This is a genomic window from Pseudomonas sp. DY-1, from assembly GCF_003626975.1.
In the GTDB taxonomy this organism is placed as follows: Bacteria; Pseudomonadota; Gammaproteobacteria; order Pseudomonadales; family Pseudomonadaceae; genus Metapseudomonas.
The window spans coordinates 1,663,969-1,687,783 of sequence record NZ_CP032616.1 but is presented as its reverse complement, the minus strand read 5'-3'; the positions used below and the strand labels follow the sequence as shown (position 1 = coordinate 1,687,783).

Genomic DNA, 23,815 nt, shown 5'->3' with positions numbered 1-23,815 from the left:
CCGGGGGTAACCCACCTGTGAACTTTGGAGATAAAAAGAATGAAAAGCTTCAAACAACTGGCTCTGGCCGCTGCTGTGCTCGCTGCTCCGTTCATGGCCCAGGCCGACCTCAAGGCCATGGACGATTCCGCTCTGTCCGGTGTGACTGGTCAGGACGGCATCAGCATCTCCGGTAGCTTCAACGGCTCCATCGGCAGCATCGTCTACACCGACTCCGAAACCTCCGGCAGCACCACCACCGCCGGTACCCTGCGCCTGGAAACCGTGTCCTTCACCGGCTTCGACATCCTCGACAGCGACCCGCTGAAGATCGACGTGATCGACGGTGGCGCCGGTGGCAGCGACAAGCTGCAGATCAGCCTGCCGTCCATCACCGGCCAGCTCTCGGTCGGCGCCATCCGCGTCGGCGACTCCAGCGCCGCCAGCATCGGTTCCCTGGCCATCAACAACATGAACATGTCCGGCTCCACCCTCAAGGTCTGGGGTCACTGACAGCTCGTTGATCCTGTAATCCGGAAAGCCTCGCCGACCTGGTCGGCGGGGCCTTTCCCCAAGAAAAGAGTCGAGTAGTCGGAACGGCAATGATCGAAATCCTGATTGGCAGTTTGCTCGGTCTGTTCGGCTTCACCCAGACGGTGGACACCAAGCCGCAACCGCAAGGTGCGGTAAACATCAGCCAGCCGCTCTCGCCCAATGGTCCGTACCGTGAAACGGCCGTGGTCGAGCCGATGAGCCAGCTGCAATTTCGCAACGTCATCCGTCAGGCCTACGACTACAGCTGCGGCTCCGCGGCACTGACCAGCCTGCTGGACTACTACCTGGGCCGGAACCTGGAAGAACGCCAGGTGATGGAAGGCCTGCTGCGCTACGGCGAAGCCGACAAGATCGTCGAGCGCCGTGGCTTTTCGCTGCTGGACATGAAGCGCTTCGTCGGCGCGCTGGGCTACAAGAGTGGCGGATTCCGTGCCGAATTCGGCGACCTCGACGCCCTGGAGCATCCGGCCATCGTTCCGATCCACTACGGCGGCTTCAAGCATTTCGTGGTGGTGCGCGACGTCTACAACGACCACGTATTCGTCGCGGACCCCGCACTCGGCAACATCAGTTTCACCCGTGCCCGTTTCGAGGAAATCTGGGACCAGAACGTCCTCTTCGTGATCTTCCCCTCGGGCAACGAACCGCAGAACGCCATGGCCCTCACCGAGCGCGACCTGCGCCTGGTGGACGATCGCATCGTCAGCCTATTGGCGTTCAAGGAGTTTCCGCAGATCACCAAGTTCACCCAGAACGAAATCGACGAACTGGGTTCGGGGGGCGATATCCGCTACATCCGCCGCAAGTGACACCCGCTCATAACAAGAAAGACCTGGGGATAGCACCATGGGACCAAGGGAATACGCATGGCTGGCCATGCTGGTGCTCTGTACCAGTCTGCCGCTGCAGGCCGAGGAGAGCTCGGTGGACGAGGCGCGTGACGCGCTGAGCAAGAAGGACGACGACGCCGACAGCGCCAAGGCGCTGGAAGAAGTGTTCCAGGCCTCCGAGAAAAGCTACACGCTGTTGAAGAAAGGCGAGCGCACGCTCACCTACGGTTTCGACTACTCGCTGGTGCGCGATACCCAGATCGAAACCTTCCGCACCGGCAGCAACGTCTACAGCGTGCTCAGCCAGAGCGAGGCCCAACACACCTTCACCAACTCCTTCACCTTCGACTACGGGGTGTGGGACAACCTGACCTTCAGCGTGCGCCTGCCCTTCGTCGCCAAGTACGACACTGAGCGCGACCTGAACGTCTACAGCCTCGGTGACATCTCTGCCTCCCTGCGCTGGCAGCCCTGGGCCTCGACCCGTGGCCGGCCGGTCACCACGCTCTTCGCCACCCTGGGCCTGCCCACCGGGGAAAGCCCTTACGACATCAACTCCGAAAACGACCTGTCCACCGGCAACGGCTACTACAGCCTGGGCGTAGGCGCCAACATGTCCTACGTGATCGACCCGGTCGTGCTGTTCGGCTCGGTGGGATACACCTACAACATGCCGGTGCATGACATTCACCAGATGCGCGGCGGGCGCATCCTGGAAGACGTGGAACCGGGTGACACCCTCAACTTCAGCATGGGCTTCGCCTATGCGCTGTCCTACGACGTGTCCCTGGCCACCTCGTACCAGATGGCCTACACGACCAAGCCGACATACAAGTTCCAGACCGCCAACCTGGAGGGAACCGAACAGACCAGTTCGATCATGAACTTCTCCCTTGGCCTGCGAACGTCGCCGGACTACATCATCAACGTCAACGCCGGCTTCGGCATGACCGAGGACTCGCCGGACGTACTCCTGGGGCTTTCCGTACCCCTCGACATCAAAGGCCTCAAGGCCCAGTAACCGGCGAGAGATCACCTCATGAGCACGCACCTTTCGCCGCTTGCGCGGGCGATCGTCGGGGTAGGCCTTTGCTGGGCGGGCCTGGCCCAGGCCCAACTGGCCAACGACCTGACCATCGGCAACCCCAAGGCGATGGCCATGGCCAACGCCATCACCGCCGATTCCTCCGGGATCGACGCGGTGCACTACAACCCGGCCGCACTGACCAAGCTCAAGGGCCGCCAGACCACGGTGAAGTTCCTCACCGGGGTGATGGACATTCGCGCCAAGTTCGAGGCCCCCGAGGACTACGGCTTCCTCGGCTACGACGACGACCCGGTGGCGAACTCCAGTAGCCGCACCCTGACGCCAGCCATGTACCTGCCGGGCATGGGCGGCATGACCGAAGTGCCGGTGCTGTTCGCACCGCTGGCGGGTCTGTCTATCAACCCGCCGGGCTCCAAGTTCACCTTCGCCACCAACGTCTACGCACCCATGGCCCTGGGCTACTCGCGGGACTCGGACAGCGATCCGGCGCGCTACCAGGGGCGTGAGGTCGCCTTGCAGCGCATTACCTACTTCTCGCCCTCGGTGGGCTACCAGGTGAATGACGAGCTGGCGGTGGGCCTGTCCATTGGTTTCTCCCACCAGGCCATGGCGCTCAACCAGGACTTTCGCAACCCGGGCTTCCTGACCGGACTGACCCGGCTGTTCAACGAGTTCCTCTGCCTGCCCGGGCTGGGCGAAGTCGTCTCGGGAATCATCAACGTCTGCGGCGGCAAGATCGGTCCCTTCGACACGCTGGCCAACATGGACCTGGACCTGCAGCAGTCGCTGTCGCCGACCTGGAACATCGGCTTCCTCTGGGAGCCCACCGACTGGTTCGCCTGGGGAGCCACCTACCAGAGCGAGGCGCGCATGCACCTGCAGGGCAAGTACCGGGTCGACTACAGCAAGGACTGGCAGGGCTTCTGGTCCGGTATGCAGTCCTCGCTGTTCGGCCAGGTGCTGAGCCCGCTGTTCCCCTACGGCAACGTCGACGAAGAGATGGGCAACGCGTCATTGGACATGACCTACCCGGACAACTTCTCCACGGGCATCAAGATCGTTCCATTCGACCGCTGGCAGTTCAACTTCGACCTTAAGTGGAGCGGCTACAGCGACTGGAACGAGTTCGAGATCGAGTTCGACCGCGAGCTGGACCTGCTGCGCATCGCCAAGAACTTCGGCGGCGGCAATGCCACCAGCCACAGCATCATCCTCGACCGTGGCTACCGCGATACCTGGAGCTGGGCGCTCGGCGTGCAGTACCAGTGGACCGATCGCCTAGCCGTGCGCGCCGGCTATGAGTGGCGTCCCTCGGCCATTCCGGACGACAAGGCCGACGTGCTCGCACCCATCGGTGATGCCCACCTCTATGGCCTGGGCCTGGGTTATCGCTGGGACAAGGACACCAACATCGACATCGGCTTCAACTACTTCACCACCAGGCAGAGCACCAAGGCCGACACTAGCTGCAGCCTCAACTGCACCGGTATCGACAACCTGGTCTACAACCCTTACGCCGGACAAAACGTCTCGACTTCAGTGAAGGCGTACATCCTGGCCCTGACCTACCAGACGACCTTCTGATGAAAGTGCCCATCCTGCTTATCGCCATGACTCTCGCCGGCACCGCTCACGCCAGCAGTGGCCGCTACCTGACCTGGATCGACGATCAGGGCCGCGTCCACAACACCTTCGTCGACAGCCGCTACAGCGAGCAGCAGCGCCAGGCGGCCAGGCGAGTCGTGCAGAGCGACCAGGCACGCCTGAAGGATGGCGACGACGCACTGTGGCCCGGCAGCGCCAAGGCAGGCGAGAGCAAGCGGCGCTATTTCACCTGGGTGGATGCCAGCGGCAATCTGCAGAACAGTTTCTACGCGGCGGGGCAGGTGGATTCGGGCCAGCGCGATTTCGTGCTGCCCAACGGCCAGCGCTCCGAGGAATACGTCGACTCGGCGGTCCTCGAAGGTCGCGGATACTCCCGGCCGGAACAGGGCCCGGCGTACTTCACCTGGGTCGATGAGCAGGGCCGCACACATAACTCGCCGGTGCCTGCGCGGGGCAAGGAGACTGAAGGGGACGACGCGCCTCCCGGCCCCATTGCCTATACCGAAGCCCGCGAGATGGAATTCAAGCGCAAGGCCGCATTGTTGCCATCCCTCGATGGCCAGCCCACGGCCGCCATGAAGGCCTTGCTGGAGGGCAGCGAAGAGCAGGGTGAGGCGCTTTACCAGAGCCTGGTGGAGCGCTGCTGCGGTCAGTTGGCGGACGCCGCCTTCACCGAGGTTTCAGTAGAAGAGCCGCGCTACGAGGAGCTGAACAACCTCTCGCCCAGCTTCGACTTTCCCATGGGGCGCAGCTACTACAGCGCTCTCAAGCTGCCGCGCTCCCAGCACAGCTACGGGCTGCGAATTCGCAGCTTCGCCAATCGCCAGGTGGTCTATCCCTCGCTGCTGTTCCTCGACGAAGCCAAGCGGCCGACGCGGCTGGTGAGCGATGCGGTCTATCAGCTCCACGGCGAGACCTGGTACCGCTATGCCTTCATCGAAGGCACGGTGCAGGTCCGCGCCAATCAGGGCGAACGCTACGTACTGCTGCTGACCACAGACGAAGACCGCAGCGTGCAGACCCTGGACAACAAACCCTTCAAGCGCCCACTGCAGGACCTTGCCTTGAGCGAAGCGGGCATGCAGGTGCATGAGCACAGTGACCAGGGTTCGTTCGAATTGGCCATCGTGAAATGAGGCACGCACTGCCCCCTCTCCCTCTGTAGGGGCGATTTCAATCGCCAAGCAGGCCGAAGGTCTGCCGAGTGGAGTCTCGGGGGCAACTGCGTTGCCCTTGGCCAATGAGTTCACCCCTACAACGCCAGCCTCACGGCTCCACCCGCGCTATGCTGGCAATCCCTGCGACCCGAAGCGGATTTCCTGCCATGTCCGACACAAGCGCACTCTTCACCAGAAATTCCGACGCTTACCGCGCCAGTCGCCCCACCTACGACCCCGCGCTGATCGCTTGGCTCAGCCAGCAGGCACCGGACCTTTCCCTGGCTTGGGATTGCGGCTGCGGTTCCGGTCAGGCGACCGTCGACCTTGCGCGGCATTTTCAGCGGGTTGTGGGAACCGATGTGAGCGCGCAGCAACTGACCAAGGCCGAGCAGGCCGCCAATATCGACTACCGCTGCGAGCCGGCGGAGCAGACTTCGCTGGCCAACGCCAGCGTTTCCCTGACCCTGGTGGCGCAAGCGCTGCACTGGTTCGACCTGGAACGCTTCTATGCCGAAGTCCGCAGGGTCAGCCGGCCGGGCGGGTTGCTTGCGGTGATTTCCTACAACCTCACGACGATCACGCCCGAAGTGGATGCGCTGGTCAGTCACTTCTACAGCGACATCCTCGGCAGTTACTGGGCCGAGGAGCGCAAGCACGTGGAGCAGGGTTATCGCACCCTGCCGTTCCCTTTCGAGCGCATCGAGGTACCGCCCTTCAACCTGGATGCCCAATGGGACCTGGCGCGGCTTCTGGGCTACCTGGAAAGCTGGTCGGCCCTGGCGACCTACCAGAACGCCCACGGCAACAACCCGCTCGACCCGCTACGCGAACGATTCACGCAGGCCTGGGGCGACCCGGCGAGCACCCGCCGGGTGAGCTGGCCATTGGTGGTGAATCTGGGGCGGGTGAGCTGAGCGGTGCACGGCTACTCGCCTGTGGGAGCGAATTCATTCGCGAATAGGGCGGTTTAGCCGCCCTGGTATTCCCGGCAGTACTGCGTACTGCATCGCGATTGAAATCGCTCCCACAAGTCAATCCTCGGCCGGCCCGGGCCTCAAGCCGGCAGGCTCGCATCCTTCCCATTGTGCGAGGTGAAATCCACCGACCGGTCCACCATGTTGATCGCCGCCACCAACTGCTCAGGCTGTGAGCGGGCCGAGGCCATGGTCCATTGATCGAAGCGGTCGTTGCCGATGCGCACCATGCGGATATGGGTGGTGCGGTCGGCATCGACTACCGGGTCCGGGTCGAAGAAGCCGAGCTTGCGGCGCAGCTTCTCCAGGTCCGCCGGGTCGCCGGTGAGGAATAGCCAGCCCGGACCGACATGGTGGGACTCGGCGTATTCCCTGAGGATCTCCGGCGTATCCAGCTCCGGCTGCAGGGTGATGGAGTACATGAAGACATTCTTCCCGGCCCGGTCGCCCAGGAGCTTCTGGGTGCCGCGCAGGTTGGCGGTCATGGTGGGGCAGAGGCCGCCGCACATCGTGTACATCATGTTGAAGGTCACCACCTTGTCGCGCATGAGATCGTCATAGAGCTTCACGCGCTTACCGAGGTGGGTGTAGAGGGTGAGGTTAGGGAAGTAGCGGGCGCCGAAGCTGTCGCCCTCGGCGTACTCGGGTTCCGGGGCGGCCCAGTTGCGATCTACCAGGCCGGCGCCCAGCGCGGCCAGGCCTGTGGCAGCCACACCGGCGCCGAACAGCAGATTTCTGCGAGTGTTCATCTGGCATCTCCAGTAACGATCAAGGGTTGGCTATGGCTCAGCTGACGTTGCACCCGGCTGGCGGTTCGGGCGGCGTGTCGTCCTCGATGTCCCAGCGCATCATCATGCCGTGGTCCTCGTGGATCACGTTGTGGCAGTGCATGACGTACTTGCCGGTGAAGTCGCGGAAGCGCAGGAACACCCGAACCGCCTCGTTCTTGCCGAGCACATAGACGTCCTTGCGTCCTCGCTCGTGTTCCGGAATGGCCACCGGCACACCGTTGACCGTCTTGCTGAGGATGCGACCTTCCTCGAAGTGAATATGCACCGGGTGCTGCCAGCCGCCACTTTCGTTGACCAGCTCCCAGATCTCGCACTCGCCCTTGTCGATCTTGGCGCTGGTGTCGAGGATATTCTCCGGCTTGCCATTGACCGCCCATTCGCCGCCCTTGCGGTCGAACACCCAGCGGCGCACCTTGGCCCGTTCGATTTCCTCGTCGCACAGTGGGCGTAGCGGCCGCAGGACATCAGGCACCTGGCTCAGGTCCTGCTCCGGCGGGTCACGGTCCACCAGCAGCTTGAGCACCTTGGTGCCGGAACCGTCTACCTTGTCCGGTCCCTTGGTGGTGTCCTGGATCAGGCGGTTGGTAAGGAACAGCTCGGTGCCGACGGGGTACTTGGAGAAATCCACCACCAGGTCCGCGCGCTCAGCGACGCCCAGATGAACCTTGCCCATGTTGCGGATGGGCGCGGGCAGCAGGTTGCCGTCATTGGCGATGTAGGTGAAGGTCTGCGCCTTGCCCTTGCTGTCGTTCAGGTAGAACTCGTAGAAGCGCGACGGGCCGGCGTTGAGCAGGCGCAGTCGGTACTTGCGCCGCGCGACGCGCAGCACTGGCTCGATCTTGCCGTTGACCAGGATCTTGTCGCCCAGCGTGCCGTCCGGACTGAAACGGTCGAAGACGAGCTGACCCTTCGAATCGAAGCGCATGTCGTTGAAGCTCAGCATGTAGTCGTACGGATAGCTGGGCAGGCGCAGCGCTTCCGGGCTCGGGTCTTTCTCGTTGCCGGAGTCCAGGTGGTCGAAGATGACGTAGAAGCCGAACATCCCGCGCACCACGTTCTGCGAGGTGGCTTGCCAGGTGTGGTCGTGGAACCACAACGTGCCGAGCGCTTCGCGGTAGTCGCCGATGCCGTTCTGCATCTCGTCCAGGCCGGCGTATACGTTGGGGTAGAAGTGGTCCTTGTACTCGCCCTTGAAGTCCATGGTCAGGCCCTGCTTCTGGGCACTGAAGAAATCACCGGGAAAACCGTCACTTTCCGAAGGGCAGTGCAGATTGTGCAGGTGCACCGAGATGTACGGGACGCCGACGCCGACATGGTCCTTGGGCAACTTGCAGTGGAAGCGGCAGAGTACCGGCTGACCATAGCGGGCGAAGATGATCGGGCTGAAGCTATCCGGGGTGGAGTCGGCGGCGCGGTAGCTCCAGACCTTGGTTTCCGGCAGGTCCGGGTGCGCCTTCCACGGGCGCTCCACCACGTTGATTTCATACATCGTCGGATCGATGCCCAGTTGGTCATAGCGCTGGTGTGGTTTGCGGCCACATTCCCCGTGCTCGGCGTCGGCGGTGACGGAAGGCGGAACCACCTGCACGCCGTCCGCTCCATGCAGCACGCTGACCGGGTTCAGCGGACTCATCTGGTTGGGCAGGAATTCCTTCCACGGAGTGGTTTTCGGGCTGGCGACATCGGAGGTGTCGCTGTCCTTGGCGTGACTGTCACGTTCGGTGAGGAGCAAGGGCAGGGCGCTGGCGGCTGCGGACCATTTGAGGAATGAACGGCGGTTGGTGTTGGCGAGTGGTTGTTGGTTGCTGTCACCTGTGACATTGCTGGCGACAAGCGGAGTGCCCCTGAACAGCAAGCGAGAGATATTCACGGCTGCGGTCCTCCACAGCTTGATTGACGGTGAACTTTCGATCGCTCTGTCCGCCTCAGAAGCACCTCGTACCGGTCGGCCTTGTTGGCTCTGTAGTGATTGCCGGTCGAAGCTTGTATCGCGCTTATGAAACAGGTTGAAACAAACTTAGAGGAGGCAATTCCGCGGTGCCATCATTCATCTGGGTGAAAACCGTCTCTGGCGGACTGGCGGCTGAAGTACGGATACGAACGGTATAAAAGTACAAATGTATTAGTGACTTAGAGCGGCAAAGCCTTGGCGCTTGGTTGCTGGTGGAAAGTTGACACTTGTGGGAGGAGAGATGCACCAGGTTCCACGCTACGCGGTAGCCGAAGGGTTGGACGAGGAACGCCGGCTGCTGGAACGCATCCAGCACGGGGAAGGGGAATGCGGGTTGCTCCTGTGGCGACCACGGGAGGCAGCGTTGGTGATGCCGCAGCGCATGAGCCGACTGGCCGGATTCGCCGCCGCCGGGGCTGATTGCCAGGCGCTGGGCTGGCCGGTCGCGTTGCGCGACAGCGGTGGCGAGCCCGTGCCGCAATCACCGGCGGTGCTCAATGTGGCGCTTGTCTATGCCTTGCCACCCCGTGAGAGCGAGCTGACCAGGATCGAGAACGCCTACCTGCGGCTCTGCCAGCCGATGCTCGACTGGCTGGCCGGCATGGGACTCGAAGGCGGGCTGGGTGAGGTGGATGGCGCTTTCTGTGACGGCCGTTACAACGTCACCCTGGAATCGCGCAAGCTGGTCGGCACCGCCCAGCGCTGGCGACGCCGGCGCGACGATGGTCGTCATGTGGTATTGGCGCACGCCGCGGTGCTTATGGAAAACCAGCGCGAGCCCATGGTCGAGGTGGTGAATGCCTTCTATCAGGGCTGCGAGCTGGAAAATCGCTGCCGCGCCGGAAGCCATATCGCCCTGGACGAGTGCGCGGGGCAGGTATGGAGCCACCTGGATTCACTGCGTGATTGCTATCGCCGAACGCTGGCCGAGGCAGGCCTGGATCTGGAGTGAGCAGAAAGGGGAGCGGAGGCCGCTTGTCGTCAAATAGAAGTAATTCACATTCGGTAGCGACTATCGCTTGACTGAAAAATGAGAATCATTATTATTGCAACCACTGGCCTCGCGGCCAGCTGGATAAGCTGACAAGCCCAGTTTCGGACTCATCAGATTATCTCCTCATCAGGCTAATCACGGTTATTGACCCGGCAATTTGCCGGGTCTTTTTTTGACTGCGATTTCTGCGGCCGCCGAAATCGGCCTTGATGTGTGGGTGGATCACGCTTCACCGATCCACCACAGGTGCCCGTTCCGAGGTCCGCTGGTGGATGTACCGAGGCGTCGGTACACATTTGTAGGGACGAATTCATTCGCCAAGCAGGCCGCAGGTCTGCTCATCGGACTTGCAGGGGGCAGCTTCGCCACCCTTGGCGATTGAAATCGCCCCTACAGCTCTGCGGTGACCTTCGTCAACGGGGTCAATGCCCCTTCGCCTTCCTGATCCGCAGGACTATCACGCCGAGTATCAACGCCACGACCGGTGTCATCACAAGGATCGCCGCCTTCGGTGACATATCCAGGCCGAGCGTGTGCAAGCCGCCGTAGAACAGCTTGAACAGGCTCAGCAGGTAGTAGCTGATGGCGATGATCGACAGGCCTTCCACCGCTTTCTGGATCTTGATCTGGGTATCGGCGCGGGCGTTCAGGCTGCGCAGGATCTCCGAGTTCTGTTCTTCCACTTCCACCTGGACGCGTGCCTGCAGCAGGTCGCCGAGGTTGGCCACGCTCTGGCCCAGGCGTACCAGGCGCTGGTCGGTGGCGGCGCAGTAGCGCACGGTGGGGCGGAAGCGTCGTTCGATGAACACCCCCAGGCGCTGGCAATCATCGATATGGGATTCACGGAGCTCGTTGATGCGCTCGAAGACGATCTGCGCGTAGGCCTCCGTGGCGCTGAAGCGCTGGCGGGTCCGGGCGGTGCTGCGCACGATACGGGCGGAGAGGGCGGCAATATCCGTCGACAGCTCCTTGGCGCTGCCCTTGCTCTCGGCGTTACGGTCGGAAAGCCTGGCCAGTTCCTTGTCGTATTCTTTCAACTGCCCGCTCACCGCCTGGGCCACCGGCAGGGTGAGCGAAGCCATCATTCGGTAGGTCTCGATTTCCAGCAGGCGGCGGATCATCCGGCCCAGGCGATAGGCGTTGAGCCGGCGGTTGACCAGCAGGATGCGGTTCACGCCGTCTTCGCTCAGGCGGAAGTCCGACCAGGCGATGGCATCGCCGCCGCCCAGGGTGGAGCCTGATGGGTCCTTGAACCCATAGGCGGAGGTGTCGCCCGTCCAGTTCGTCTCCGACTCCACCAGCACCTGGTCGGCGTTGATCAGCAGATGGCGGTAGTCGGCCACCAGGCTCTCCAGCGCTGCCGGCAGGGGCGGCCAGAAGTCGTCGCCCGCCTTGCGTGGCACCACCAGGGTGAGGGTGAAGAACTCGGTATGGCGTTCCCATTTCAGGGTGTCTTCGCCCAGTCGCAGCAGACCCTGGGAGCCATTGGTGGCCAGTGAAGCATCGGCAGTCTGGTTCAGGTGCTCGACCAGGGCGTCGCAGACGTCCTCGGCGTCGGCGAAGGCGAAGTGATAGACGTTGGCCGGATCACGAAAATAGATCGACGGCCGCGAGTGCAACTCGTTATGCAGGGCTTTGCGAAGTGGGTGCATGGAGACTTCTGCGTGCAGGGAGGTTTTCTTCCATGACGCGGCCCGGCTATGGCGCGGTCACACCCGCGCAGAAGTTGTGACAGGAGCCACCGACCAGTCGGGGCGGGTAACCCTTCAGGCCGGTGGCGACGGGGAGTGGCGGCGAAGCCGCCTGATGACGCTCCTGAGTCTTGTGGACCCCTAGGCGCGAAACTGCTGCATCAGCCCCTGCTGATGGTTGGCCAGTTCGTTGAGCTGGCGACTGACCTGGGCCGACTGCTCGGCCTGGCCGGACAGCGATTCGGTCACGTCGCGGATGGCCTCGACGTTGCGATTGATCTCATCTGCGACGCTGCTTTGTTCTTCGGCGGCACTGGCGATCTGCAGGTTCATCTCGGTGATCAGGTTGACGGCGTCGCTGATGCGCTCCAACGCGGTCACTGCCTGCTGCACCTGGCTTACGTTCTCCTGGGCCAGGCCGTGGCTGCCCTGCATCGCTTGGGTTACGTCACGGGTGCCGTTCTGCAGGTTGTCGATCACCTGGCGGATCTCTTCCACGGAGTCCTGGGTGCGTCGCGCCAGGCTGCGCACCTCATCGGCCACCACGGCGAAACCGCGCCCGGCGTCACCGGCACGTGCCGCCTCGATGGCGGCATTCAAGGCGAGCAGGTTGGTCTGCCCGGCGATGGAGAGGATCACCTCCAGCACCGAGCCGATCTGCTCGCTGCTCTGGGCCAGCGTCTGGAGCTGAGCCATGGCCTCGCTCATGTCCCGCGCCTGGGCGTGAATGGCGCTGGTTGTGCGGGTGATCACCTCCAGGCCCTCACGGCTGGCCTGGTCGGCGTTGCGCGCGGCATCGGCGGCCTGGGCCGCGCTTTGTGCCGATGCATTGGCCGTGGCGGACATCTCGTGAAGGGCGGTGGCCACCTGGTCGATCTCGCGGAACTGCTGCTGCATGCCTTCGCTTGTCTGGCGGGCGATAAGTGCGGACTGGTCGGCGGTGTCGCGGGCGTCGCGAACCGAACCCTGGACCTTGGCGATCACCGGTTGCAGCTTGTCGAGGAAGCGATTGAAGGCGAGCGCCAGGCGACCCAATTCGTCACGCCGGGCGTAGGTCAGGCGGCGGGTGAGGTCACCTTCACCTTCAGCGATGTCCTCCAGCATGCCAGCCAGGCGCAGCAGCGGGCGGGTCACGCCGCGGGCGGCCAGCCAGATCATGGCGACCCCCAGCAGGGCTGCCACTGAGCCGAGGATGAACTCCAGCGCCGAGCTTTGCAGGCGCTCGTCATCCATCTGCACTTTCAGCGCTTCGGCGGGAGCCAGCAGCACCCGCTGCGGCACGCCCAGCAACACGCCCCACGGCTTGGCGCCGGCGATGGGGGAGAGGGGCTCGAGCACGCTGATCTGCCCCTTGTCGATGAACGCGTGGGGCTTGCTGCGGCCGAGGAAATCCAGGACTTCGGTGGCCTGGTCCGGCAGCACTGCCTGCAGACGCTTGCCGAGTTGGCCTGCATCCTCGCTATGGCCGGCGACCACGCCCGACGGGCTGACGATGCTGATGTGGCCGTTGCCCTCGTAGAGCTCGCGACTGCTGGCCGCTGCATCCTGTTGCAGGCTGTCGAGGCTGATGTCGAGGCCGATCACGGCCAGCACCTTGCCGTTCTCCAGCAACGGAAAAGCGATGCTGGTGACCAGTTTGCGGGCGCCCGAGGACTCGTCGAAATACGGCTCCAGCAAGCACAGCTGCCCACTGTCGCGCGGGCAGGTGAAGAAAGCGTTGAAGGGTGCGCCGCTGGGGCCGGGGGAGGTATCCGCCAGCAGTTTCTCATCGCCCGGTACGGCTTGCAGCTCGCCCGGTTTCGCTTGCAGCCAGTACAACGCGAAGCGACCGGCATCGTTGCTGCCCAGCTCATTGCGGCCGTGGAATTCGGCGTCGCGACCATCCAGTGCATCGGGCTGGAAAATCAGGAACAGGCCGAGCAGCTCGGGGCGTTGCTCGACGGCCTTGCGCAGTTCACCGACCAGTTCGGCGCGCAGCGTTTCTGCGCTGATCTCGCCACGGGTGGCACGCTCGCGCAGGTAAAGCAGGTGTCGCGCCAGGCCGAGGCCATATTCGTGGGTGCGGGTGAAGCTGCGCTGGATCTGCAGGGCCTGGACCTTGCCCTGGGCCTGCAGATTGAGGCGTGCCGCCTTGGCCAACATGCGCCCGCTGGAATCCTTGACCCGCTCGGTGCTGGCGCGAGTCTGGTAGAGCGACAGGCCGACCAGCAGCCCCACCACCAGGATCAGGCAGAGGCTCGCTAGCAGGGTGATCTTGCTTTGGATGCTGAGGCTGGGGCTGGTCATGGGCGCGGTCGCCTGGGGAAACCGGGGCGCTGCCGCCCCGGATTGGTTCAGAAGATGGTGACAAACACCAGTTGGCTGTAGAGGTTGCTGTCGTTGCCGCCGAGCTGAGTGCCGCCTTCGTCCGCGCTGCGGTCAGGCTTGTAGAGGCCGACCACCGGCATGACGATCAGGTTTTCAGTCACCGCCCATTCGGCGTAGAGGTCCACCTCGCGGCCATCGAAGTTGCCGAGGTCGCGGTCCAGGGTGTTGAAGTCGAACCACAGCGCGCCAAGGCTCAGGTTCTCCAGCGGCGTCACCTTGAAGGCAACGTGATGAACCTGGGTGTTGGAGTTGAACGGGCCGGCATAGTTACCCGCCACCTCGCCCTGGAACCAGGTGCCGTAGCCACGGCTGAAGCCGGTGAACAGTGGGTCGTAACCTTCCGAGAAGCGGCTGTAGCGGTAGTTCACGCTCGGGCTCCAGGCCACATCGGAGAAGGTCCAGCCGGCTTCCAGGTACCAGGCGTCCTCGTCGTCGACGTTCTTCTTGTCCTGCCAGGCGTACTCGCCGGAGAGGAACAGGTTCTCTACGCCGGCATTGCCCTGGCCGCGCACGCTGTAGGTCTTCATGCCGTCGCGTTCGGCCTGGAAGGGCGAGGCGAACTCTTCATCGATATCGCGGATATCGATGGCGGTCAGGCCCAGGGTACCGGCCTCGGATACGTGCTCCAGGTTGCCCACCAGCAGTTCGGGCTTGGCCTGGGCGCGGTTGTCGGACTTGAGCCACATCAGGTCGCCGCGCAGGCCATCCTTGCCGCCGAGACGCAGTATGGCGGTCTGGTCGAATGCCTTGCGTGCCGCCAGCCAGTACGCGCCGCCACGGTTGAATTCGCCGTCGGCAAGGCCCTTGCCGAGGTTGAGGGCATCGCCATTGATGAGGAAACCGTCGCCGATCATGATGTTCTGGCGGCCGAAGGAGAAGTCCACACCGTCTTCGCCCAGAGCCTCGAACAACTGGCCGGAGCGCCAGCCAAGGTAGGCATCTTCGATCTTGGTGGTGCGCTCGGAGCCATCAGTGAAGCCAGCCGCGTCGCCGTCACCCCAGGTGCCGGAGCTGAGCATGTTGAAGGCACCATAGCTGGTGCCGGCCCCTGCCAGACCCTGGTCGAAGCTGATGCCGTACTTGGCATAGCCCTCGCGCCAGGACGACGACCCCTCGCTCTTCGAGCCAGCGATGGCGTAGTTTTCCTGGCTGTGGAAGAAGCCGTACACGGCCTCCAGGGTGGCGTTCAGGTGAGTGTCTTCGTCGGCGTAGAGCTCATAGGCACCCGCCTGGGTAGCGGCACCCACCAGCAGCGCCAGGGTGGAAAGTCGGAACAGGTTTGACCGGGACATGGCAAGGCTTCCTTCTTCTTGGTATTGGCAGCGGAGCGTTTCTGCGACCGGATACTAAGGAGTTGCCGTGCACTGGCCTTGTGCCTGCTTGCCAAGGGCTTGAGGCTGCGTGCCAGAATCGGCGTGGACCGCCGGCGTGGCGCTTGTTGTGGGGGCGAATTCATTCGCCAAGGGCGGCGCAGCTGCCCCGCTGGCTTGGACTGGCGGACCTGCGGTCCGCTTGGCGATTGAAATCGCCCCTGCAGAAAGCGAATCGTCCGAGCAGGCAAAAAAAACCGGCCCTAAGGCCGGTCGTAAACTCACGCAGCGACTCGGTTCATGCAGCATCCGGGCGCTTCAGCACCAGGGTCAGGATGTCGTAGCTGGCCACCAGCTCGCCGTTCTGGTTGGTGACTTCCACATCCCACGCCACCACGCCTTGCGGCTCGCCCTTGGGGCTCTTCTTGCCCTGGTCGATCTTGCGCTTGCAGGTCAGGCGCGCCTGGATGGTGTCGCCGATGCCCACCGGGGTGATGAAGCGCAGGCTGTCCAAACCGTAGTTGGCCAGCACCGGGCCAGGGGCCGGGGAGACGAACAGGCCGGCGGCGGCGGAGAGCACGAAATAGCCGTGCGCGATGCGCTTGCCGAACTGGGATTCCTTGGCGGCCAGCTCGTCGAAGTGCATGTAGAAGTGGTCGCCCGACAGGCAGCCGAAGTTGACGATGTCGGCTTCGGTGACGGTGCGACGGTGGGTCAGCAGGGATTCGCCGATTTGCAGTTCATCGAAGTAGCGACGGAACGGGTGTACTTCGGTTTCGACCACCTTGGCGCCACGTACGTATTCGCCGGTGACGGCGGCCAGCATGGTGGGCGAACCCTGGACGGCGGCGCGTTGCAGGTAGTGCTTCACTGCGCGCAGGCCGCCAAGTTCCTCACCGCCGCCGGCACGGCCGGGGCCGCCGTGCTTGAGCACCGGCAGCGGCGAACCGTGGCCGGTGGATTCGGCGGCGGATTCGCGGTCGAGGATGTGCAGGCGACCGTGCAAGGCGGCAGCTTGCGGTACCACATGGGCAGCGACGAGTGGGTCCTTGGTGACCAGGCTGGCCACCAGGCTGCCCTTGCCACGGGCGGCCAGGGCGATGGCTTCGTCGATGTCGTCGTAGGCCATCAGGGTGCTCACCGGGCCGAACGCCTCGATGTCGTGGGCGCCGCCTTCGGCGTGCGGATCACGAGCGCGCAGCAGGGTGGGCGCGAAGAAGGCGCCTTCGTTCACGCCTTCACCGCGCGGGGCGAAGCCGTCGCGGGCACCGAACAGCAAGTCGCTGCTGGCCAGCAGGGCGTCCAGGCGCTCGGCCACGTCGGCCTGCTGGGCATGGGACGCCAGCGCGCCCATCTTCACGCCCTCTACGGCGGGGTCGCCGATCACGACCTTGGACAGACGCTCGCGCAGACGCTCGGCTACGGCGTCGATGTGCTTGGCGGGGACGATGGCACGGCGAATGGCGGTGCACTTCTGGCCAGCCTTCACCGTCATCTCGCGGGCGACTTCCTTGACGAAGAGGTCGAACTCCGGATCGTCAGGGGTGATTTCCGGAGCGAGGATGGCGCAGTTGAGCGAGTCCGCTTCGGCATTGAAGGGGATGGAGTTGCGAATTAGGTTGGCATTCACGCGCAGCTTGGCGGCGGTGTCGGCCGAGCCGGTGAAGGTCACCACGTCCTGGCCTTGCAGGCGGTCCAGCAAGTCGCCGGTGCTGCCAATGATCAGCTGCAGGCTGCCTTCGGGAAGCAAGCCGGATTCATTCATCAGGCGCACGGCGGCTTCGGTCAGGTAGCTGGTGGCGGTAGCGGGTTTGACGATGCAGGGCATGCCGGCGAGGAAGCTCGGGGCGAACTTCTCCAGCATTCCCCAGATCGGGAAGTTGAATGCGTTGATGTGCACGGCCAGGCCGCCGCGCGGCACCAGGATGTGGGTGCCGGCGAAGGTGCCCTGCTTGCCCAGCGGCATTGCCGGGCCTTCATGGACGATGTTGCCGGACGGCAGTTCGCGAGCGCCGACACCGGCGTAGCTGAACAGGGTGGAGGCCCCACCCTCGATGTCGATCCAGCTGTCGGCACGGGTAGCGCCGCTGTGGCGCGACAGCGCGTAGAGCTGTTCCTTGTGCTCGGTCAGGTACAGCGCCAGGGCCTTGAGGCGCGCCGCGCGCTGTTGGAAATCGAGGGCCATGAGGCTGGCGATACCGCGTTTGCGGCCATGTTCGATGGCTTCGGAGAAGTCCAGGGATTCCTCGTGGGCGCGGGCGATCGTGCTGCCGTCGATGGCACTGCGCAGTGCCTGGGCGCCTTGCTGGCCGATCCAGCGACCGCCGATGAAGCTTTGCAGCGTGGGGGCGTTACTCATGAGGATTTCTCCGTGAGGGGGACGGAGCGATGGGCTCCGATGTGGGTTTCGTTTGCAGGAGCGAGCTTGCTCGCGAATCGCAGCTATCCGCGAGCAAGCTCGCTCCTACGGTTTCGGGTGCCTTACCAGAGGGCCAGGGTGTAGCCGAGGATCAGGCGGTTTTCATCGATATCGGTGGTCAGGCCATTGCCGGACCTGAAGGTGACATTGCGCCAGCGCAGGCTGAGGCCCTTCGCAGGGCCGCTCTGGATGACGTAGGCGAGGTCGCTGTCGCGTTCCCATTCCTCACCGTCGTCGCCGGTCGCGGTCTTGACGTTGCTGCCGTCGACATAGCGGGTCATGAACGTCAGCCCCGGGATGCCGAGAGCGGCGAAGTCGTAGTCGTAACGCAGTTGCCAGGCATCTTCCTCGGCGCGGGTGAAGGTGTTGAAGGTCACCAGGTTGACCACATACGGGTCGCCGCCATTGAGGAAGGGGAAGGCGCTGTCGCCGGACATGCGCTGGAAGGCTGCACTGATCCGGTGGGCGCCCTTGCCCAGGCTGAACATGCCATTGAAGTTGCGGTTGTCGATTTCACCGGCGCGCTCTACGCCATCGCCGCGGCTGTCGAAGTAGCGGATGTCGCTCTTCAGGTTGAAGCCGCCTGGCAATGGCATGGTGTGCACCAGGCCGACGAACTGCTGGCGATAGATATCGTCCAGCAGGCCGTAGTAGTAGCTGAGCGCCAGTTGCGGGTTGATGGCGTAGCTGCCGCCGGCGAAGTCGAAGGCGTCGCTGGTGGCGGCACCAAAGCCGATGTCGTCGCGGCCGGAGGAGTCGCGCAGGTTGGTACGGGTCAGGCGGCCGCTGTTGAAGGTCAGGCCGGCCAGCTCCTGGCTGGTCAGCATGCCGCCCTGGAAGGTGGAGGAAAGCAGGCGGGTGTCGTTATGGGTGGCCACCGGCAGCAGCGGCTGCAGGGTGCCCAGGCGCAACACGCTTTTCGAAGCGCGCAGCTTGGCGGTCAGACCCAGCTCGCTGTAATCATCCACCGGCTCTTTCGTTACCGGGTCGAACGGCAGCAAGCCAGTGCCGCGTCGGTCGCGGCTGGAATCCAGTTTCACACCCAGTTCGCCGATGGCATCGAGGCCGACGCCGACCGTGCCCTCGGTGAAGCCGGATTCGAGGCGCGCGGTAAAGCCCTGGCCCCATTCTTCGGCCTTGGACTGTGCGGCACCGTCCTGGCGGAAGTCGCGATTGATGTAGTGGTTGCGCAGCTCCAGGCTGCCCTTGCTGTCTTCGATGAAACCCGCCAGCGCCGAGGTGGCAAAGGGCAGGGTGAGCGCCGCAAGGAGCGGCGCAGTGGTACGGCTTTGGGTCATTGTTCTTGTATCCATCGTCCGGTTGTTCAGGGCTCAGTGGCGGCTGGCGGCGGCTGCGCCGATACCGGTCATGGAGCGGATGAACTGGGCCAGGTAACGACCACGTTCTTCCTTGGCGCGCTCGGAGGCATCGGTCACCGAGAGCAGCCAGGCACTGAAGAAGGCCAGGCCCATGGAGAACAGCGCCGGGTTGGAATACGGGAACAACGCCTTGTCGTGATGCAGCACGTTGACCCAGACAGCGGGGCTCAGCACCAGCAGGACGATGGCGGACATCAGGCCAGCCACGCTGCCGGCAACGGCGCCACGGGTGGTCAGGCCTTTCCAGAACATGGAGAGGAACAGCACCGGGAAGTTGACCGAGGCGGCGATGGCCAGCACCAGGCCGGAGAGGAAGGCGATGTTCTGCGATTCGAACAGCAGGCCGAGGATTACCGCCAGAACGCCAATGCAGAGGGTGGCGATGCGCGACACGCGCATTTCTTCACGCTCGCTGGCCTTGCCCTTGCGGATCACGCAGGCGTACAGGTCGTGGGAAACCGCCGAGGCGCCGGAAAGGGCCAGTCCGGCAACCACCGCCAGGATGGTGGCGAAGCCCACGGCGGAGATGAAGCCGAGGAACAGGCTGCCGCCGACGGCGTGGGACAGGTGCACGGCTACCATGTTGCCGCCGCCGATTATGGTGCCAGCTGCGTCGCGGAACTCGGGATTTGTACCGACCATGACGATGGAACCGAAGCCGACCACGATCAGCAGCAGGTAGAAGTAGCCGATGAAACCGGTGGCGTAGAACACCGATTTGCGGGCTTCCTTGGCGTCGCTCACTGTGAAGAAGCGCATCAGGATGTGCGGCAGGCCGGCGGTGCCGAACATCATGCCCAGCCCCAGGGAAATGGCGTCGATGGGGTTCGACAGCAACCCGCCCGGCGCCATGATGGCCGTGCCCTTGGCATGGACCGAGGCGGCGGCGGAGAACATGGCTTCGGTGCTGAAGCCGAAGTGCTTGAGCACCATGAAGGCCATGAAGGTGGTGCCGGAGAGCAGCAACACGGCCTTGATGATCTGAACCCAGGTGGTGGCCAGCATGCCGCCGAAGGTCACGTAGCAGACCATCAGCACGCCCACCAGCATCACTGCCTGGGAGTACGAAAGACCGAACAGCAACTCGATCAGCTTGCCGGCGCCGACCATCTGCGCCACCAGGTACATCAGCGCCACGGTCAGGGTGCCGAAGGCTGCGGTGATGCGAATCGGGCTTTGCTCAAGGCGATAGGACACCACGTCGGCGAAGGTGTACTCACCGAGGTTGCGCAGGCGTTCGGCGATCAGGAACAGGATGATCGGCCATCCGGCGAGCACGCCCAGGGCGTACAACAGGCCGTCGTAGCCGTTCATGAACATCATGGCGGAGATGCCGAGGAACGATGCCGCGCTGATCATGTCGCCAGCGATGGCCAGGCCGTTCTGGAAACCGGTGAGGCCGCCTCCGGCAGTGTAGAAGTCGGCGGCCGAGCGGGTGCGCAGCGCGGCCCAGCGGGTGATGCCGAGGGTGAAGAGCACGAACGCCAGGAACATGTAGATGGCGTTCCAGTTCAGCGGGCGGGCTGCGGCATCGGCTGCAAAGGCGCCTTGGGAGGCCGCGAGGCCGGCAATGAGCAGCAGGGAGGCGAGCGCTTTCATTGGCCGCACTCCTGCTTGAGCTTGTCGTTCAGCGGGTCGAGGACGCTGTTGGTGCGCTTCACATAGATGCCTGTGAGCGCGAAGGAAAGCAGAATGATGACCACGCCCACCAGCATACCCACGCTGGTAACGCCGCCATTGAGGGACTGGCCGAGCACGCCGGGTGCGAAGGCCACCAGCAGCACGAAGCCGTAGTAGATCACCAGCATGGCAGCGGTCAGGGACCAGGTCAGGCGCTGCTTGCGGCGGACCAGCTGGATGAAGTCCGGGTTCTCCCGGATGCGATCGAGGTCTTGCGGGGTCATGGTTGCTCTCTCTTTTTGTGATTGTCGAGGCGCCCATTCAACGGCCGACGGCAAGGCTGCTTGTGTTGAACGGGGTAACGCGGGTGCTGCCTTTCTAGTTTTTTTGTAGGAGCCAGCTTGCTGGCGAACGGTTTCTGCCAAACAGCTTCGCGAGCAAGCTCGCTCCTACGGGTGTTGCTTACAGCTGGTCGAAGTCGAGGACTACTTTTTCGCTGATCGGGAAGGTCTGGCAGGACAACACGTAACCAGCGGCCACTTCGTAGTCCTCCAGGGCGAAGTTGCTGTCCATCTCCACCTCACCCTCGACCACCTTGCACTTGCAGGTGGAGCACACGCCGGCCTTGCAGGAGTAGGGCAGTTCCATACCCTGGGCGTTGCCGGCGTCGAGCACGCTGACGCTGTTGCGCGACAGTTCGAAGGTCATTTCACGGCCATCGGCGATGACGGTGACCTGGCTGACAGCACTGTCGGTGGTGCGGGCGGCTTCACGGGCTTCGCGTTTGGCGTTGCTGCCAGCAGCGGCGAACAGCTCGAAGTGGATGCGCTCGGTGGGCATGCCGTTGGCCTTGAGCTGGTCACGCACCGTCTCGGTCATGGCCTGGGGGCCGCAGATGAAGGCAGCATCCAGGGCCTTGACGTCGATCCAGCGGGAGAACAGCTGGCCGCATTTGTCGGCGTCGATCCTGCCGTTGTAGAGGTCCACGTCCTGCTGCTCGCGGCTGAACACGAAGATCAGGTTGAGGCGCTGCAGGTAGCTGTTCTTCAGGTCTTCCAGCTGCTCGCGGAACAGAGCGGAAGCGCTGGAACGGTTGCCGTAGATCAGCGTGAAGCGGCTGTTCGGCTCGCTTTCCAGGGTGGTCTTGATAATCGACAGGATCGGCGTGATGCCGCTGCCGGCCGCCACTGCCAGGTAGTTGCCGTGGCGCGCGGCATCGAGCTCGACGAAGAAGTGGCCGGAGGGCGGCATCACTTCAAGGCTCTGGCCGGCTTTCAGGCTTTCATTGGCAAAAGCGGAGAAACGGCCGCCAGCCACGCGCTTGATCGCCACCCGCAGCTCGCCGTCGTTGACGCCAGTGCAAATGGAGTAGGAACGGCGCACTTCCTCGCCGTCCATCTGGGTGCGCATCACCAGATGCTGGCCCTGGGTGAAGCGGAACGCCTCGGTCAGGTCAGCGGGAATATCGAAGGCGATGGAGACCGCATCGCGGGTTTCCGGGCGGACTTCTTTGATCGTCAGGCTGTGGAACTTGCTCATCTTGGTCGTCTCCGGTGGCAAGCCACTCAGATGCACTTGAAATAGTCGAAGGGCTCGCGGCAATCGATGCAGCGATACAAGGCCTTGCACGCGGTGGAGCCGAACTGGCTGAGCAACTCGGTGTGGGCGCTACCGCACTGCGGGCAGCAGACATCACCGGCGTCGCCCATCAGGCTGCGCTTGCTGGTGCTGCCGGCCGGTGGCGCAATGCCATAGGCACGCAGGCGCTCGCGGCCGTCAGTGCTGATCCAGTCGGTGGTCCAGGCAGGCGTTAGGCGACGCTCCAGCTTCGGTGCGGAAAAACCGGCACCTTCCAGAGCCTGCTCGATGTCCTGCTCGATCACCTCGGTTGCAGGGCAGCCGGAGTAGGTCGGGGTGACGACCACATGCAGGTGACCGTCCTGCCAGTCGAGGCCGCGGACGATGCCGAGGTCGACCACGCTGACCACCGGCACTTCCGGGTCCATCACCTCGCCCAGTACCGACCAGGCGCGCGCCAGATCATCTGGCGCGCCGGCCCTGGCGCCACGGTCGCTGGCGATCAGCTCACCAGGACGCATCGGGGTAGGTCCGCTGGAGTATTTGCATTTCTGCCAGCAGCAGGCCGAGGTGCTCGGTGTGCAGGCCCTTGCGACCGGACAGGTAGAAATAGCTGGCCGGCTCCGGCAGGGGCAGGGTGGCGCTGGCGAAGATGTCGGCAACCTTGGACTTCCAGGCTGCGGCGATCTCAGCCGGGTTCGGTGCGATACCAGCCTCGAACAGGCGCTGCTCCACGTCGTCGCCGTTCACCAGTTCGATGGTGAAGCGCCAGATGTCACCGATGGCCGCCAGCATGCGCTCGTGGCTTTCCTCGGTTCCGTCGCCCAGGCGTTCGACCCATTCGCTGGAGCGGCGCAGGTGATAGGTAACTTCCTTCAGTGCCTTGGCGGCGATGCCGGCGACCCGCTCGTCGCTGGACTGCGAGAGGCCATGCAGGACCTGGAAGTGCCAGGCGTCATAGAAGAACTGCTTGGTGATGGTCACGGCATAGTCGCCGTTTGGCTGTTCCACCAGCAGCAGGTTGCGGTAGGCGCGCTCGTCGCGGCGGAAGGCCAGGTGGTCGGCGTCACGGCCGTCGTCCAGCAGCTCCGCAGCGTAATCCAGCCAGTTGCGAGCCTGGCCCACCAGGTCAAGGCCGACATTCATCAGCGCCAGCTCTTCTTCCAGTGCGGGGGCGTGGCCGCACCATTCGCACAGGCGCTGGCCCTGGATCAGGGCGCTGTCGCCGAGGCGCAGCAGGTATTGGATGAGGTCTTCGCGTTCGGTCATGGCAGCGGCCTCACATGTGGCCGACTTCGGCTGGCAGTTCGTAGAAGCTGGCGTGGCGGTAGACCTTGTCCTGGGACGGGTCGAACAGCGGCTCTTTCTCGTCCGGCGAGGAGGCGGTGATCAGCGCGGACGGCACCACCCAGAGGCTCACGCCTTCGTTGCGGCGGGTGTACAGCTCGCGGGCGTTCTCGATGGCCATGCGCGCATCGGCGGCATGCACGCTGCCGACGTGTTTGTGGTTCAGGCCGTGCTTGCTGCGCACGAAGACTTCAAAAAGGGTCCACTCGGACATTTG

19 protein-coding genes and 2 pseudogenes are annotated in these 23,815 nt (G+C 63.8%); 7 read left to right on the top strand and 14 right to left on the bottom strand.

Annotated elements, in window-relative coordinates; translation table 11 throughout:
- The first annotated feature begins 39 nt into the window (after nt 1–39).
- The 6 genes from D6Z43_RS08110 to D6Z43_RS08085 all read left to right on the top strand — a co-directional run bounded on the left by D6Z43_RS08110 (nt 40) and on the right by D6Z43_RS08085 (nt 6,091).
- On the top strand, nt 40–492 hold the full coding sequence (locus D6Z43_RS08110) for a DUF6160 family protein (protein WP_120651455.1): 453 nt from the start codon (nt 40–42) through the stop codon (nt 490–492).
- Between the two features lie 89 nt (nt 493–581).
- Nucleotides 582–1,343, top strand: a complete 762-nt coding sequence (locus D6Z43_RS08105; RefSeq protein WP_077526270.1) for a C39 family peptidase — start codon at nt 582–584, stop codon at nt 1,341–1,343.
- A gap of 37 nt (nt 1,344–1,380) precedes the next feature.
- Nucleotides 1,381–2,385: a transporter gene (locus D6Z43_RS08100; protein ID WP_174235577.1), complete on the top strand. Its 1,005-nt coding sequence runs from the start codon at nt 1,381–1,383 to the stop codon at nt 2,383–2,385.
- Between the two features lie 18 nt (nt 2,386–2,403).
- A complete protein-coding gene (locus D6Z43_RS08095) occupies nt 2,404–3,996 on the top strand; it encodes an outer membrane protein transport protein (RefSeq protein ID WP_120651453.1) in 1,593 nt (530 codons plus the stop codon).
- Nucleotides 3,996–5,153, top strand: a complete 1,158-nt coding sequence (locus tag D6Z43_RS08090; protein WP_120651452.1) for a MalM family protein — start codon at nt 3,996–3,998, stop codon at nt 5,151–5,153. The genes D6Z43_RS08095 and D6Z43_RS08090 overlap by 1 nt, the downstream gene beginning before the upstream one ends.
- A gap of 188 nt (nt 5,154–5,341) precedes the next feature.
- Nucleotides 5,342–6,091, top strand: a complete 750-nt coding sequence (locus tag D6Z43_RS08085; protein WP_120651451.1) for a class I SAM-dependent methyltransferase — start codon at nt 5,342–5,344, stop codon at nt 6,089–6,091.
- A 140-nt stretch (nt 6,092–6,231) separates the two neighbouring features.
- On the opposite strand, the gene D6Z43_RS08080 is transcribed toward D6Z43_RS08085, so the two are convergent.
- A complete protein-coding gene (locus D6Z43_RS08080) occupies nt 6,232–6,900 on the bottom strand; it encodes an SCO family protein (protein WP_120651450.1) in 669 nt (222 codons plus the stop codon).
- 37 nt (nt 6,901–6,937) lie between these two features.
- Nucleotides 6,938–8,812: a multicopper oxidase family protein gene (locus tag D6Z43_RS08075; protein WP_120651449.1), complete on the bottom strand. Its 1,875-nt coding sequence runs from the start codon at nt 8,810–8,812 to the stop codon at nt 6,938–6,940.
- A gap of 322 nt (nt 8,813–9,134) precedes the next feature.
- On the opposite strand from D6Z43_RS08075, the gene D6Z43_RS08070 reads away from it, so the two are divergent.
- Entirely contained in the window at nt 9,135–9,845 is a 711-nt protein-coding gene (locus D6Z43_RS08070; RefSeq protein WP_120651448.1) for a lipoate--protein ligase family protein, read from the top strand.
- Nucleotides 9,846–10,309: 464 nt separating this feature from the next.
- On the opposite strand, the gene D6Z43_RS08065 is transcribed toward D6Z43_RS08070, so the two are convergent.
- The 12 genes and pseudogenes from D6Z43_RS08065 to paaB form a co-directional block, all read right to left on the bottom strand.
- Nucleotides 10,310–11,539 carry a DUF3422 domain-containing protein gene (locus D6Z43_RS08065; RefSeq protein WP_120651447.1) on the bottom strand — a complete coding sequence of 410 codons (1,230 nt, stop codon included), beginning with the start codon at nt 11,537–11,539 and terminating at the stop codon, nt 10,310–10,312.
- A gap of 180 nt (nt 11,540–11,719) precedes the next feature.
- A pseudogene (locus tag D6Z43_RS28740) lies at nt 11,720–12,247 on the bottom strand (methyl-accepting chemotaxis protein); the annotation flags it as partial.
- A gap of 330 nt (nt 12,248–12,577) precedes the next feature.
- Nucleotides 12,578–13,720 (bottom strand): annotated as a pseudogene (locus tag D6Z43_RS28735) (HAMP domain-containing protein); the annotation flags it as partial.
- Between the two features lie 191 nt (nt 13,721–13,911).
- Entirely contained in the window at nt 13,912–15,237 is a 1,326-nt protein-coding gene (locus D6Z43_RS08050; protein ID WP_120651444.1) for a hypothetical protein, read from the bottom strand.
- Nucleotides 15,238–15,553: 316 nt separating this feature from the next.
- Nucleotides 15,554–17,614 carry a phenylacetic acid degradation bifunctional protein PaaZ gene (gene paaZ / locus D6Z43_RS08045; protein ID WP_120651443.1) on the bottom strand — a complete coding sequence of 687 codons (2,061 nt, stop codon included), beginning with the start codon at nt 17,612–17,614 and terminating at the stop codon, nt 15,554–15,556.
- Nucleotides 17,615–17,736: 122 nt separating this feature from the next.
- On the bottom strand, nt 17,737–18,972 hold the full coding sequence (locus tag D6Z43_RS08040; protein ID WP_120651442.1) for an OprD family porin: 1,236 nt from the start codon (nt 18,970–18,972) through the stop codon (nt 17,737–17,739).
- Nucleotides 18,973–19,005: 33 nt separating this feature from the next.
- Entirely contained in the window at nt 19,006–20,652 is a 1,647-nt protein-coding gene (locus D6Z43_RS08035) for a cation acetate symporter (protein WP_120651441.1), read from the bottom strand.
- Entirely contained in the window at nt 20,649–20,957 is a 309-nt protein-coding gene (locus D6Z43_RS08030) for a DUF485 domain-containing protein (RefSeq protein WP_120651440.1), read from the bottom strand. The genes D6Z43_RS08035 and D6Z43_RS08030 overlap by 4 nt, the downstream gene beginning before the upstream one ends.
- A 178-nt stretch (nt 20,958–21,135) precedes the next feature.
- A complete protein-coding gene (gene paaE, locus D6Z43_RS08025) occupies nt 21,136–22,212 on the bottom strand; it encodes a 1,2-phenylacetyl-CoA epoxidase subunit PaaE (protein WP_120651439.1) in 1,077 nt (358 codons plus the stop codon).
- A gap of 26 nt (nt 22,213–22,238) precedes the next feature.
- Nucleotides 22,239–22,772: a 1,2-phenylacetyl-CoA epoxidase subunit PaaD gene (gene paaD / locus D6Z43_RS08020; protein ID WP_120651438.1), complete on the bottom strand. Its 534-nt coding sequence runs from the start codon at nt 22,770–22,772 to the stop codon at nt 22,239–22,241.
- On the bottom strand, nt 22,759–23,520 hold the full coding sequence (gene paaC, locus D6Z43_RS08015) for a 1,2-phenylacetyl-CoA epoxidase subunit PaaC (protein ID WP_120651437.1): 762 nt from the start codon (nt 23,518–23,520) through the stop codon (nt 22,759–22,761). Before paaC ends, paaD begins: the two co-directional genes overlap by 14 nt.
- Nucleotides 23,521–23,530: 10 nt before the next feature.
- Nucleotides 23,531–23,812, bottom strand: a complete 282-nt coding sequence (paaB, locus tag D6Z43_RS08010) for a 1,2-phenylacetyl-CoA epoxidase subunit PaaB (protein ID WP_016493150.1) — start codon at nt 23,810–23,812, stop codon at nt 23,531–23,533.
- Nucleotides 23,813–23,815 lie beyond the last annotated feature (3 nt).

What these genes read in the sequence shown, in the direction of transcription:
- D6Z43_RS08110 (WP_120651455.1), top strand. Translation starts at nt 40, where the DNA reads ATGAAAAGCTTCAAACAACTGGCTCTGGCCGCTGCTGTGCTCGCTGCT.
- D6Z43_RS08105 (WP_077526270.1), top strand. Translation starts at nt 582, where the DNA reads ATGATCGAAATCCTGATTGGCAGTTTGCTCGGTCTGTTCGGCTTCACC.
- D6Z43_RS08100 (WP_174235577.1), top strand. Translation starts at nt 1,381, where the DNA reads ATGGGACCAAGGGAATACGCATGGCTGGCCATGCTGGTGCTCTGTACC.
- D6Z43_RS08095 (WP_120651453.1), top strand. Translation starts at nt 2,404, where the DNA reads ATGAGCACGCACCTTTCGCCGCTTGCGCGGGCGATCGTCGGGGTAGGC.
- D6Z43_RS08090 (WP_120651452.1), top strand. Translation starts at nt 3,996, where the DNA reads ATGAAAGTGCCCATCCTGCTTATCGCCATGACTCTCGCCGGCACCGCT.
- D6Z43_RS08085 (WP_120651451.1), top strand. Translation starts at nt 5,342, where the DNA reads ATGTCCGACACAAGCGCACTCTTCACCAGAAATTCCGACGCTTACCGC.
- D6Z43_RS08080 (WP_120651450.1), bottom strand. Translation starts at nt 6,900, where the DNA reads ATGAACACTCGCAGAAATCTGCTGTTCGGCGCCGGTGTGGCTGCCACA.
- D6Z43_RS08070 (WP_120651448.1), top strand. Translation starts at nt 9,135, where the DNA reads ATGCACCAGGTTCCACGCTACGCGGTAGCCGAAGGGTTGGACGAGGAA.
- D6Z43_RS08065 (WP_120651447.1), bottom strand. Translation starts at nt 11,539, where the DNA reads ATGCACCCACTTCGCAAAGCCCTGCATAACGAGTTGCACTCGCGGCCG.
- D6Z43_RS08050 (WP_120651444.1), bottom strand. Translation starts at nt 15,237, where the DNA reads ATGTCCCGGTCAAACCTGTTCCGACTTTCCACCCTGGCGCTGCTGGTG.
- paaZ (WP_120651443.1), bottom strand. Translation starts at nt 17,614, where the DNA reads ATGAGTAACGCCCCCACGCTGCAAAGCTTCATCGGCGGTCGCTGGATC.
- D6Z43_RS08040 (WP_120651442.1), bottom strand. Translation starts at nt 18,972, where the DNA reads ATGACCCAAAGCCGTACCACTGCGCCGCTCCTTGCGGCGCTCACCCTG.
- D6Z43_RS08035 (WP_120651441.1), bottom strand. Translation starts at nt 20,652, where the DNA reads ATGAAAGCGCTCGCCTCCCTGCTGCTCATTGCCGGCCTCGCGGCCTCC.
- D6Z43_RS08030 (WP_120651440.1), bottom strand. Translation starts at nt 20,957, where the DNA reads ATGACCCCGCAAGACCTCGATCGCATCCGGGAGAACCCGGACTTCATC.
- paaE (WP_120651439.1), bottom strand. Translation starts at nt 22,212, where the DNA reads ATGAGCAAGTTCCACAGCCTGACGATCAAAGAAGTCCGCCCGGAAACC.
- paaD (WP_120651438.1), bottom strand. Translation starts at nt 22,772, where the DNA reads ATGCGTCCTGGTGAGCTGATCGCCAGCGACCGTGGCGCCAGGGCCGGC.
- paaC (WP_120651437.1), bottom strand. Translation starts at nt 23,520, where the DNA reads ATGACCGAACGCGAAGACCTCATCCAATACCTGCTGCGCCTCGGCGAC.
- paaB (WP_016493150.1), bottom strand. Translation starts at nt 23,812, where the DNA reads ATGTCCGAGTGGACCCTTTTTGAAGTCTTCGTGCGCAGCAAGCACGGC.